Annotated in this window: 10 protein-coding genes; 7 read left to right on the top strand and 3 right to left on the bottom strand. The window is 44.5% G+C overall.

Annotation, left to right across the window (positions count from 1 at the left end; translation table 11 throughout):
- Positions 1–4 precede the first annotated feature (4 nt).
- From QCB45_RS09005 to QCB45_RS09030, 6 genes are all read left to right on the top strand, one after another.
- Positions 5–664, top strand: a complete 660-nt coding sequence (locus QCB45_RS09005) for a transglutaminase-like cysteine peptidase (protein WP_279420617.1) — start codon at positions 5–7, stop codon at positions 662–664.
- 51 nt (positions 665–715) lie between these two features.
- Entirely contained in the window at positions 716–2,659 is a 1,944-nt protein-coding gene (locus QCB45_RS09010; protein ID WP_279420618.1) for an EAL domain-containing protein, read from the top strand.
- Between the two features lie 119 nt (positions 2,660–2,778).
- On the top strand, positions 2,779–4,977 hold the full coding sequence (locus QCB45_RS09015) for a type I secretion system permease/ATPase (protein ID WP_279420619.1): 2,199 nt from the start codon (positions 2,779–2,781) through the stop codon (positions 4,975–4,977).
- Complete coding sequence (locus QCB45_RS09020; RefSeq protein WP_279420620.1) at positions 4,974–6,338, top strand: HlyD family type I secretion periplasmic adaptor subunit; 1,365 nt, start codon at positions 4,974–4,976, stop codon at positions 6,336–6,338. The genes QCB45_RS09015 and QCB45_RS09020 overlap by 4 nt, the downstream gene beginning before the upstream one ends.
- 92 nt (positions 6,339–6,430) lie before the next feature.
- Complete coding sequence (locus QCB45_RS09025; RefSeq protein WP_279420622.1) at positions 6,431–7,045, top strand: response regulator transcription factor; 615 nt, start codon at positions 6,431–6,433, stop codon at positions 7,043–7,045.
- Positions 7,046–7,100: 55 nt separating this feature from the next.
- Positions 7,101–8,462, top strand: coding sequence for a TolC family outer membrane protein (locus QCB45_RS09030; RefSeq protein WP_279420623.1), 1,362 nt, complete (start codon positions 7,101–7,103; stop codon positions 8,460–8,462).
- Positions 8,463–8,493: 31 nt separating this feature from the next.
- Here QCB45_RS09030 and QCB45_RS09035 read toward each other — a convergent pair whose 3' ends face one another.
- The 3 genes from QCB45_RS09035 to QCB45_RS09045 are packed head-to-tail and all read right to left on the bottom strand — an operon-like array spanning position 8,494 to position 10,994.
- Entirely contained in the window at positions 8,494–9,186 is a 693-nt protein-coding gene (locus QCB45_RS09035; protein ID WP_279420625.1) for a sulfite exporter TauE/SafE family protein, read from the bottom strand.
- Positions 9,186–10,718: a YifB family Mg chelatase-like AAA ATPase gene (locus tag QCB45_RS09040; protein ID WP_279420764.1), complete on the bottom strand. Its 1,533-nt coding sequence runs from the start codon at positions 10,716–10,718 to the stop codon at positions 9,186–9,188. The genes QCB45_RS09035 and QCB45_RS09040 overlap by 1 nt, the downstream gene beginning before the upstream one ends.
- A gap of 21 nt (positions 10,719–10,739) precedes the next feature.
- Positions 10,740–10,994, bottom strand: a complete 255-nt coding sequence (locus QCB45_RS09045) for an accessory factor UbiK family protein (protein ID WP_279420627.1) — start codon at positions 10,992–10,994, stop codon at positions 10,740–10,742.
- A gap of 224 nt (positions 10,995–11,218) precedes the next feature.
- On the opposite strand from QCB45_RS09045, the gene QCB45_RS09050 reads away from it, so the two are divergent.
- Positions 11,219–12,268 carry a GGDEF domain-containing protein gene (locus QCB45_RS09050; RefSeq protein ID WP_279420629.1) on the top strand — a complete coding sequence of 350 codons (1,050 nt, stop codon included), beginning with the start codon at positions 11,219–11,221 and terminating at the stop codon, positions 12,266–12,268.
- Positions 12,269–12,289 lie beyond the last annotated feature (21 nt).

The raw sequence follows: 12,289 nt of genomic DNA on the forward strand, positions 1-12,289 counted from the left end.
GTTTATGACCACTTGGGTTAGGTTTTCGTTCATCCTGGCTATCGGCCTGACAACAAGCTTATTAAGCGCCAACGTACAAAATCCCACCAAGGTTTTTACCGAAAAACAGCTTGCCGCCGCCGGTCAAAAATATGGACCTCTCGCAGTCAAACGCTTGCAAGCATGGCAAGAGTTAGTTGACGATAATATCGGCCGTCCTGAAAAAACAGTCCTCAAAGCCGTCAATGACTTTTTCAACCAAGCGCAATTCGTTTCCGACCAAATTCACTGGAAAAAAAGCGATTACTGGGCTACTCCGATTGAATTCCTAGGCACGGATGCCGGAGACTGTGAAGATTACGTCATTGCCAAATACTTTACCCTCAAAGCCATCGGAATCCCGGAAGAAAAGCTTTATCTAACATACGTTAAGGCGATTCGACTCAATCAAACCCATATGGTTTTGACCTATTTTGAAACACCGAAATCCATTCCATTGGTATTGGACAACATCAACAAACGTATTTTTCCAGCCACAAAACGTAACGACCTCGTACCTATATACAGCTTTAACGGTGACGGCCTCTGGCTGTCCAGACAGCGAGGAAAAGGTAAAGAAGTCAAAGGCGGCACACAAAGGCTGAAAAAATGGAACATTCTGCTTAAAAAGCTGGAAAATAATTAAATAGACATACCTCACGACATTGAGGCCTATCCGGATAGAAAGGAAAAACATATGAGCTTAAACAAACAGATGATGATTTTTATCGCATCCATGCTTTTGATCTTACTCATAGGGACATTTGCACTCAACCTTTCAAACACCAAAAACTTTCTGCAGGATCAGTTAAGTTCGCACGCACAGGATACCGCGACCTCACTAGGCCTATCTTTAAGCAGCAATGCCGATCCGGACGATCTGCCGACAATGGAAACCATGATCAATGCGGTGTTCGATCGCGGCTATTATTCCAACATTACCCTGACAGACATGGACGGAAAGATACTATATGAGCGCACCAACCCGAAAGAAATGGAAGCTGTGCCAAGCTGGTTCATCCATTCAATTGACTTACAGACCCCACCAGCGGCCGCTGTAGTCCAATCCGGCTGGATTCCAACGGGCACATTAGAAGTTACCAGCCATACCGGCTACGCGTACATTGAACTTTGGAAAGCCTTCATCAATCTATCAACTTGGTTCCTACTAGCCGCAGCGGCCGCCATCCTGATTGTCGTTACCGCCCTTAGAATCATGTTGAAGCCATTGAAACAAATGGAAAAACAAGCTGAAGCGATTGTAAAAAAAGAATATCTGGTTCAGGATCACTTGCCTAATACCGTTGAATTCAGACGCGTGGTCTCGGCGATGAACGCCATGGTTCAAAAAATGAAAGAAGTCTTCGAACGTGATGCCAAGACAGCTGAAAGACTGCAAAAAATGGCCTACCAGGATAACGTAACCGGATTAAGTAACCGCCGCCACTTTGAAATGATTGTCGACAGCCTACTGGATCCGAAAGAAGACGCCAGCCCTGGCATCATCGCTTTAATCCGAATTCATGGTCTGAAAGAACTCAACGACCAATTCGGCTACTTAATCGGAGACCAACTGGTTAAAAACATCGCGGATAAAATGCAAGAAGGCATCACTTCACCTGACGCTTTGTCCGCAAGACTCAACGGAACGGAACTGGTTGCGGTCATTCCGTCAGAATCTCAAAATAAAATTCAACCCGGCCTGCAAGCCATTAACGACGCCATTCCAGACTTATTGTCGGAACTCAATGCCAGCCATGCGCCGGTTTCAGTTTCCGTCGCTTTCATGGATTACCAACCAGGTGACAGCCGAGGCAAGCTGCTTTCCTCCCTGGACTACGCCATTCAACAGGCCAGTGAGCAAGGTGAGAACAACGCATTCTATTATTCAGACCAAGCTCAGACAGATAACCAGAACTCAATTTGGACTAACCTGATCGAAAAAGCCATCCAGGAAGCCCGTTTCATCCTTTACCAACAAAGCGCTTATACGTTAGACGGAAAGATTGATGATAAAGAAGTACTGATTCGTCTAAAAGATGAAGAAGGCACAGTTCATTCGGCAGGCTACTTTATGCCTGCTGTTGAACAACTTGGTAAGACGACGGAAATCGACAAACTGGTCGTTGGGTTGGTTTTCGACTACCTAGCAACCCACTCAAGCACCCATCGCTTATCAGTTAACCTCACTCGCTCGATCATCTTGAACCGAGATTTGCAGTCTTGGCTTCTGGACAAATTGCAACATTCAGGCAGCTACTGTAAAAACCTTTCTTTTGAATTAACGGAGCAGTTAATTTCGGAGTCTCCTGAAACAACGTTTGATTTCATCCGATCCCTGAAAGCACTTGGCGTAGCAATCGGTATCGACCATTTCGGAAGCCGCTTTGCCAACTTGCGCTACTTACAAGGACTTCAACCCGATTATGTAAAATTGGATTCCGCGTTCAGTAAAGCGATTGAGAGCGACGATCAGACCCGCTCTTACGTTTCAAGCCTGTGTGAGATGGCGAAAAGCCTGGACATCAAAGTCATAGCCATGGCGATTGAAAACCAAGCCCAGCTTGATGCTTTCAAAGAACTTGGAGTCCCGCTTTTCCAAGGTTACTATTACGGTGCACCAACACCATTAGCCGAGTAACTCAAAGAAAAAACCGTGGTTTTACAAAAGACAACTTAATAGACATTGAATTATTATGGAATCTCGGATAAAGTCACTCCATTATGAATTTTACTAACGAATAGGAAGCTACGAGCACAATGACGGCCAGTTCCACACCGAATAATTTAATGGACAACGACGCCATTGACTATAAACCGGGAACGTCGTTCAGCGGGATTAACAGTCCGCTTTTGGAGTGCTTGGTTCTTTACAGCAAGCTCAATAGAAACCCTGTCTCCAAAGACTCCCTAACCGCGGGCTTACCGATTCAATCCGAAGAGATTTCTCCGGACATATTCAAACGTGCTGCCTCCCGTGCCGGGCTGGCTGCAAGCTTTAAAGAGAAAAAGCTCAACGAAATTTCCAGCCTGGTTCTGCCATGCATTCTACTGCTCAAAAATCACCAGGCCTGTCTACTTGAAAAAATCGATTTTGAAAAACAGCAGGCCACTCTCATCTTCCCGGATAACGAAGAAGGTAAAACCACCGTTTCTCTAGAAGAGCTACAAGAAGACTATATAGGTTATGCCGTCTATTTGACTCAAAAGGCTTTCTACGAACATCACGAAGAGGGTCTAGTCGGCTTTAAACAGGGGCACTGGTTCTGGAGTACGCTCTGGTCGGCGAGATCGATATATAGAGATGTATTGATTGCATCCATTGTGATCAACTTTTTCATTCTGGCCAACCCTCTTTTTGTCATGAATGTCTATGACCGGATTGTTCCAAACAATGCCGTCGAATCTCTTTGGGTACTCGCTATCGGCGTTAGTGTCGTCTATATGTTCGATATCCTTCTCAAGTTCCTTCGCTCCTACTTTCTGGAGATAGCCGGAAAGAAAAGCGACGTATTAATGTCCGCCAAACTTTTCGAACAAACCCTGGGGCTGACAATGGCCAACCGAGGGGGAAGTATCGGTGCCTTCGCAAACAACCTTCGCGAATTCGACAGCATTCGAAACTTCTTCACATCGGGAACTATCGCCTCTTTGGTAGACTTACCTTTTGTAGTCATCTTCCTATCGGTCATTTTTTACATTGCCGGTAACATCGTACTTGTACCAATCGGCATTATCTTGATCATCTTGCTTTACAGCATGATTCTAAAAAACCCGATTCAACGCAGTATTGAAGCTTCTTATGAGGCAACGAGCCAAAAAAATGCCGTGCTCATAGAAACCCTAACCGCTATGGAGACCATCAAAGCACTAGGGGTCGAGGCACATTCACAATGGAAATGGGAACAAGCCGTCGGTGAAATTGCCAGAGCAAGCATACGTTCAAAAATGTTACAAAGTTCAATCGGTAGAATGACCGGGTTCATGCAGCAAATGAGCACAGTTATCATCGTTCTGGCCGGCGTTTACCTGATTAAAGAGGGCGAATTAACAATGGGGGGCTTAATCGCCACCGTAATGATCAGCCAAAGAGCAATCGGACCGATGGGACAATTTGCGAGTTTGACCTCTTCATACCAACAAACAAAAGTCGCACTTACTACCCTTAATGAATTAATGAAAAAGGAAATTGAGCGCCCGGACTCCAAACGCTTCATTCAACACCCTAACTTTGAAGGTTCCATTGAATTTGTAGACGTCAGCTTTACTTACCCGGAAGAGACCAAACCGGCTCTAAGCCACGTAAGCTTTAAAATTAAACCCGGAGAGAAAGTCGGGATTATCGGACGCATCGGCTCTGGTAAATCTACGATCGAGAAGCTCATTCTCGGATTTTACCGTCCAACCGAAGGGAGCATTCTGATTGACGGCATCGATATCACGCAACTTGATCCTGCTGAGTTGCGACGCAATATCAACTATGTTCCGCAAGAAGTCACTCTGTTCAGTGGAGACGTTCGTGAAAACATAGCTTATCGTGCACCTTATATTGAGGACGACGTGATCATTAAAGCTGCTCGACTTGCAGGAGTTGACGACTTTGTTAAACAACATCCTTCTGGTTACAGCCTTAAAATCAACGAAGGCGGAAGTTCACTTTCAGGCGGACAGAGACAGAGCATCGGTGTCGCTCGCGCTTTACTGCTGGAAGCACCGATTTACTTATTTGATGAACCGACAAATTCTTTAGACGCGAAATCCGAACAGATGATGATTGACCGCCTCAAGAAAGGAACCATTAAAAACACCAGCATTGTCGTTACCCATAAAATGAGCCTACTTCAACTAACAGACCGGTTAATTGTCATGGATAACGGTAAAGTCATCGCTGACGGCGATAAGAGTACCGTACTGGAAGCCCTGAAGACAGGACGAATCAATAAAAGCAACTTATCATGACCGATGAAATCAAACCTAAAACCGTAATCAGACCAAACAAACGTGAAGACCAGAGTGATCTGGAGTTCATGTCTAGCTTGAGTCAAGCCGCCCTTGAAAAGCCGACTAAAAAGTCGCAACTGGTTGTATGGGTTGTTCTTCTAGTCGTAATCTGGCTCATCACGTGGGCCAATTATGCCGAACTCGACAAGATCGTCCGAGGTGAAGGGAAAGTAGTTCCCTCCTCGAAAATCCAAATCATACAAAACCTCGAAGGCGGGATTGTCGAAGACATTTTTGTACAGCCCGGTGATAAGGTAAGAAAAGGCGATACTTTAATCAAACTGGACAATACCCAATTCGCTAGCTCATTCGGTGAAAGTAAAATTCGAGCGATGCAGCTGCAAGCGCAAGCCAAAAGACTTCAAGCTGAAGCGTTTGATAAACCTTTAGCAGAGGAAAAATATCCTGACGATCCCGTTATGCAGTCCCTGTTTGACCGAGAATACAACTTGTACCAATCACGTCAAAAACAGTTATTAACCAACGATGCGATTCTTGCCGCGCAAATTGAACAACACAAACTCGATTTACGCGAAGCATACAGTCAAAAAACTCAACTGACACGCTCTCACACGCTTCTGACTCGCGAGATCAGCATGATGAAGCCTTTAGTTAAACAAGGAATCGCTTCAGAAGTTGATCTTTTAAAGACGCAACGTGAAGAAAACGATGCTTTAACGAAACTAAAAACAACGAACAATAGCATCCCAAGACTCAAATCCATCATTGCTGAAGCTGAAAACAAGCGTAAACAGGCTAAAGAAGAGTTCATGAACCAAGCTCATAAAGACCTGAATGATGTGTTGGCGGAAATGAGCCAGATTGAACAATCCAATACCGCCTTGGAGGATCGTGTCAGCCGCACGGCAATCAAATCACCTGTAAACGGAACCATTAAGCAGCTTCTGGTCAATACAATCGGCGGAGTCGTTCAACCGGGCAGCGACATCGTTGAAATCGTGCCAAATGACGACAGGCTTGTTCTTGAAACAAAAATATTGCCGGCAGATATTGGATTTGTCTATCCGGGTTTGAAGGCGAAAGTGAAGTTTACGGCCTATGATTTTGCGATCTACGGTGGACTGGAGGGGACTGTTACACGAATTTCCGCCGACACCATAACCGATGAAGAAGGAAACAGCTTCTACATTGCTCGTATTCAAACCGACAATAACCACCTGGGAACAAAGAACAATCCTTTGTACTTACTACCGGGAATGACAGCCAGTGTTGATATCGTTGTAGGGAAGCACACAATCCTGGAATATATTTTAAAACCGATCATAAAAGCGAGAGAACTCGCGTTACGAGAATCTTAAAATAAAGTAATTTAATGAAACTCATTAATACGCATTATTTGCTATAATTTTTTTGAGTGACTAGGATAACCATATAAAGAGTAATTTTAATAATGAAGCCCATTCTCATTTATGTACAAAATCCGAATGCTCTAAATACATGGTTAAGCGCGTGCGAGAGAGAACCGCAAATCCTATACAACTTGGACGACCTAGAATCACCGAGCATAGAGATTAATAACAGTTTACTTTTGTTACATAAAACCGAAGACGCTGCGGAATCCAGAATTGCTGACCTGTCAAAACGTGGACTGGACATTCTATTATTCAGCAACAAGCCTTCCGTAGAAGAGAGCATGCGCTTCTTTAAGCTTGGCATAAAAGGCTATTTAAACACGTTTGCCAATAAAAACAGAATTCAGCAAGCGATTGAAACCGTTCAGGTTGGTAACATTTGGCTAGGACAAAATATCATGCAAGCCATGATTGAATCCGTTACTCATGCACCAAAATCTGACGATGGCTGGAAAGATTTACTGACTGATCGAGAAATTGAAGTGACAAGCTGGGTTTTACAGAGTAAAACCAATAAGGAAATTGCTCAATCACTGGATATCACCGAACGAACGGTCAAAGCCCATTTGCAAAATATTTTTCAAAAGCTAACCGTAAAGGATAGATTAAGTTTAGTATTAAAAGTTCAAAACTGGTCAACGCCAGGGATGTAATGAAAAACCTGAAGCACAACCATCCACTTGCATAGTCTCTGATAAGGAGAGGAAAATGAATACATTTAAACAGAAAACATTTAAGCGATCTTATTTAACCCTCATCGGCTGTATGATTTTTCCTGTTTCCAGCCTTTTTGGTACGGCTTATGCGATGGAGCTGCAGGAAACCGTCGAAGACGCCATCATGCACAACCCTGAAGTCCGTGAACAGATCAAGGCCTACCGAGCGATTCAAGCAGAACTTGAAGGTGCAAAAGGTAGCTGGTATCCAAGAATCGACTTGTCAGCCGGTATCGGTTACGAAGAAGTCGATCGCCAAAGCATCCCTCTTGATAATACAGGGGGCGATGGCTTAACTCGAAGAGAGGGTGCCGTTCGCTTGACCGAAAATATTTTCGAGGGCTTTGCCACCGAGAATGAGATCAAACGTCAACAACGCCGTCTTGACTCTGCCTCTTATCAAGTAATTTCCAAAGCAAATCAGATTGCACTTGATATGACGGAAGCTTACATCAACCTTATCAAAGAAAAAGAGCTGGTCAAGCTCTCCGAAGATAATGTTGAGACACATCAGAAAATCCTCGATCAAATCATTCAACGCCGTGAGGCCGGAATCGGCAATCAAGTTGAGGTTGATCAAGCCCAAGCTCGTTTGGCACTGGCAAAGTCCAACTTAATGGCCGAAAAGAACAATTATTCTGATACGCTTTCGCGTTTCCAGCGAGTTTTAGGTCGCCTTCCCGATAGCGAATTGATTCCGCCAATTTTTGATGCCAAACTACCGGCTTCACAAGAGGAAGCGATAAATGACGCGCTGCTGAACCACCCTACAATCCGTTCTGCCAATGCCGATATCGCTCAAGCTCAAGCGCAATATGACCTGTCAAAAAGTGCTTACTACCCTCGCATTGATTTGGAAGTAGAAAAAACCTATGACCACAACCTGTCAGGGATCGAAGGCCGAGACGAACACCTTCAAGCCATGCTAAGACTTCGTTATAACTTATATAATGGCGGTAAGGACAAGGCGGAAAGAAGTCGTACAGCGAGCGCCATGCACCAAGCAATTGAAATTCGTAATAACTCTAGAAGACAAGCCATTGAGAATTTACGTTATGCATGGAATGCTCATCAATATGTTGGTGAACAGCTTGCCTACATCCAAGCGCATATCAAACTTACACATGAAACACTTGTTGGTTACCGCAAGCAGTTTAGCTTGGGACGTAGAACTTTGCTCGACTTACTTAATACGGAAGATGAGTACATCAGCGCCTTGAGAACATTGGTGACAAGCGAGAATGAATACAAAATATCCCAATACCGAATTCTGAACGGCATGGGTAACTTGCTCGAAAACCTGAATGTCAGTCTAGACATGGTCGGTTCAGAGGAAGAGTATACAGATTATTAAACCCCATTAAAGCCTAGTGGCCATCAAACCACTAGGCTTTAATATTCAATATAATTGCTAAATAAATCTGCCATACACCCATTGCCATCACACCTAATCCGGCAATTTTCCTAACCCAGTTCTTCCGAGCCAAGCGGGTGAAATAAAATGCGAACACCCCCATCAACATCAGATTAGGCAACGTACCCAAACCAAACGCCAACATCACCATACTTCCTTCTAAAGCGCCTCCGGCACTCAAGGCCATGATCAACATGCTGTAGACTAAACCACAAGGCAACCATCCCCATACCAAACCGTACCACCATGCCTGCGGTAACGATTCAACAGGAGAAAGCTTTTTGGCATAAGGCTGTAACCGACCCCAAATTCTCTGCCCCAGTTTTTCAACTGCAACAATACCGTACCACCAACCTGCCAAGTACAGACCCAGCCCAATCATAAAACTACCCGCTATCATTTGCAGTATCTGCTGTGCGGGAAGAAACGTGACTAAAGAACCTAATGTTGACCCTAAGTACCCAAACAAAGCACCGATCAGCATATAGCTTGAAATTCGTCCCAGATTGTAAGCCAGTTGATAAGGCAGCATTCTTAGCCAGCTTTGCTGAACATTAACATTAAGACCAAACGTCAAAGCCCCAACAACACCGCCGCACATACCTAAACAGTGAATTCCGCCCAAAAGACCAACGACTAACGAGGTGAGTAACATCGACTCCATCAAAAACTTCCCAAATTACGGTCAAAACTGCGGTAAGCAAGCGCCTCGGCCAAATGAACGGACTCAACCTGCTCACTGCCAGCCATATCCGCCAAAGAACGGGCTACGCGTAAAATTCGATGATAACTTCTGGCTGAAATACCCATGCGCTCAACGGCATTCTTAAGCAATCGATTTCCCGAATCATCGATTGTTATCAGCTGCTGAATCTGAACAGGTGTCAAATCGCCGTTTAAACACCCTTGACGCTCATATTGCAATGCATGCAACCTTGTCACTCGCCCTCTAATTGTTCGACTATCCTCAGACCCTTGATCTCTCTTATGCTGCAAGGAATCAATATCGACAGGCGGGATTTCTATATGCAGATCAATTCGATCCAAAAGCGGACCTGAAATCTTCTTTTGATAACGTAAAATTTGTTCAGGCGTATCTTTGCAACGGCCATAAGGATCGTCAGGGAAATACCCGGACGGTGTCGGATTCATAGCAGCCACCAATAAAAACTTGCTCGGGTAACGGATATGATGGTTCACCCTTGATATCTCGACATGGTGATTTTCAAGCGGTTCTCTAAGCGCCTCTAAAACGCCCCTCGAAAATTCCGGCAACTCATCAAGGAAAAGTACACCATGATGAGCCAAACTAATTGCACCCGGCTTGGGAATCGTACCACCTCCCACCATAGAGGCCGAAGAAGCAGTGTGGTGTGGACTGATCATTTTTCGTTGAAACCTGCCACGAACATCCACTTCCTGCCCAGATACCGACTGTATCGAAGCCAACTCTATCGCCTGCTCCTGCTTTAATTCCGGCAATAACGTCACTAAACGGGAAGCCAGCATGCTCTTGCCGGAACCAGGAGGACCTACCATCAAAACGGAATGCCCGCCGGTAGCACTTAACTCAAGCACTCTTTTAGCCTGAGTCTGACCAACAACGTCCGCCAAATCAAATGTATAATCCTCTACGAAATCGGAATGACCTTCCGGTGCAGTCAACGGATTCCTTCCTAACAAGTAACCGCACAACTCCAATAACGTCGTTGCACCCACCGCAACAGAAGCTTCCAGTTCAATCTGGGGTTTGACCAAAGAGGCCTCTTCAAGATTTGCAAATGGGACCACCGCCGTTTTACCGGCTTCCTTACAGTGCAAAACAGCAGGCAAAATACCCGGAACACTCCGGATTTCGCCATTCAAGCCCAACTCACCAAAAAACTCATAACCAGAAGCATCGACTTGAAGTTGCTCAGTAGCGATCAAGATTCCCAAGGCAATCGCAACATCGTATCGACCACCGGATTTAGGAAGATCCGCAGGAGCCAAATTGACGGTAATTCGCTTTGGTGGCAACTGGAAACCACTATTCAGGATTGCACTGCGTACACGTTCTTTACTTTCTTTGACAGATGCTTCCGGCAACCCGACGATCGCCAAAGCAGGTAATCCATTACTCGCATGCACTTCCACCGTGACCTGCGGAGCATTGATGCCTAAAGAAGCCCGGGTTAAAACAGAAGCAAACACTATAAATACTCAATCAAACCAGACTTACTTGTCCGTTAAATGAGCTTGTTCCAGTTCCGCAACCTTCTCTTCTAACGCTTCCAGTTTCGCACGCGTTTTTGCGAGTACGGCCATCTGTATGTCAAACTCTTCCCTTGAAACCAGATCCATTTTTTCAAAACTGGCTGTCAGGATGGCTTTCACTTGTGACTTGAAATTATCCGGCGTTTGACCAAAACCGTTTGGAATCGCCTGTGTGATTTTAAGAACCGTTTCTTCAATTTGCTTTGGATTTAGCATTTCAGCCCCTTATTTAATGTCTTCCCAGAGCGGGGAATTTTAATAACTCAGATAATTATCTGACTATACTATTTTTGACCTTGATTAACCAGATAAAGAAAATCACAAACAACAGTCAACCCCACTAAAATCAATGATTTTAGCTGATAGAACTGCCGTCTTTTTATGTTAAAATTCAGATAATTCTATTATTTTTTTGCCGACATTTTATTTGGATTCGATGCATGATCAATATTAATGATGCCCCTGAAAATGCAAAACGCATCTTTCTCGAACTGGTTGAGAGATTTAACGAACTGAACATCAATCCAACTCCCCTAAATTACTATGTCTGGTACCAGTATTTAAAGGGAGAAAATGCACAATTCCGCCAGGAAATGGAGACGATTCTCAACGATCCTTTCGGTTACGACGACCGTGCCGGTAAACGCCTATACCAAGAGTTCTTGCAAGACGAGAACGAAGACAGCTCTGAATTCGATCGCGCCCTTAGGCGTCTGATCAACCTTATGATTCAAAAAATGAATGTCTGGAGCGACAAACTGGAGCAACAGACAAAAGACTTGGACGACTGCGCAAAATCATTATCGAATCCGAACCTGAATCCCGATGACCTGAAACGCATTACAGACACCATGCTTAGTGCAGCACACTCAATGAGCGAGAACAGCAAGGCGATTCAACAAGAAATGATTATGAATTCCGATGAGGTTCAAAAGCTGCGTCATGACCTTATCACTGCGCAAGCTGCGGCCATGACAGACGAATTAACGGAACTAGGCAACCGTAAAGCATTCAATGAAACCTTGGAAGAGTTGATCCTTGAAAACGGAGAGCGGCCAAATAATCTATGTCTCATTCTAAGCGACATCGACCATTTCAAGGAATTCAATGACAGTTACGGTCACTTGATTGGTGACAGCGTTCTGCGTTATTACGCCAATATCATGAAGAGAAACCAGAGTAAAACGGAAACCATCTGTCGCTTTGGTGGAGAAGAGTTTGCAATTCTTCTACCCAATTCTACGCTTCAAGAGTCAAGAGCGCGTGCCGAACAGATTCGTGAAGCGATTGAATCGGCAGTATTAAAACGCAAGAACTCAAAAGAGCCGCTTACTCAAATCACTGCCTCATTTGGCATCGCGGAATTCGACGGGAAAAAGGACACCAGTGAATCCTTTATTACCCGAGCTGACAAGGCCTTATACCTCGCCAAAAAAAGCGGCCGAAACACCGTCAAAGACGAATTTGATCTGATCGAAAAATTTCATTAAACAATTCGCTCAATCAAATCA

The organism is Thiomicrorhabdus sp. ZW0627 (assembly GCF_029767005.1).
GTDB lineage: Bacteria > Pseudomonadota > Gammaproteobacteria > Thiomicrospirales > Thiomicrospiraceae > Thiomicrorhabdus.

What these genes read in the sequence shown, in the direction of transcription:
- QCB45_RS09005 (WP_279420617.1), top strand. Translation starts at nt 5, where the DNA reads ATGACCACTTGGGTTAGGTTTTCGTTCATCCTGGCTATCGGCCTGACA.
- QCB45_RS09010 (WP_279420618.1), top strand. Translation starts at nt 716, where the DNA reads ATGAGCTTAAACAAACAGATGATGATTTTTATCGCATCCATGCTTTTG.
- QCB45_RS09015 (WP_279420619.1), top strand. Translation starts at nt 2,779, where the DNA reads ATGACGGCCAGTTCCACACCGAATAATTTAATGGACAACGACGCCATT.
- QCB45_RS09020 (WP_279420620.1), top strand. Translation starts at nt 4,974, where the DNA reads ATGACCGATGAAATCAAACCTAAAACCGTAATCAGACCAAACAAACGT.
- QCB45_RS09025 (WP_279420622.1), top strand. Translation starts at nt 6,431, where the DNA reads ATGAAGCCCATTCTCATTTATGTACAAAATCCGAATGCTCTAAATACA.
- QCB45_RS09030 (WP_279420623.1), top strand. Translation starts at nt 7,101, where the DNA reads ATGAATACATTTAAACAGAAAACATTTAAGCGATCTTATTTAACCCTC.
- QCB45_RS09035 (WP_279420625.1), bottom strand. Translation starts at nt 9,186, where the DNA reads ATGGAGTCGATGTTACTCACCTCGTTAGTCGTTGGTCTTTTGGGCGGA.
- QCB45_RS09045 (WP_279420627.1), bottom strand. Translation starts at nt 10,994, where the DNA reads ATGCTAAATCCAAAGCAAATTGAAGAAACGGTTCTTAAAATCACACAG.
- QCB45_RS09050 (WP_279420629.1), top strand. Translation starts at nt 11,219, where the DNA reads ATGATCAATATTAATGATGCCCCTGAAAATGCAAAACGCATCTTTCTC.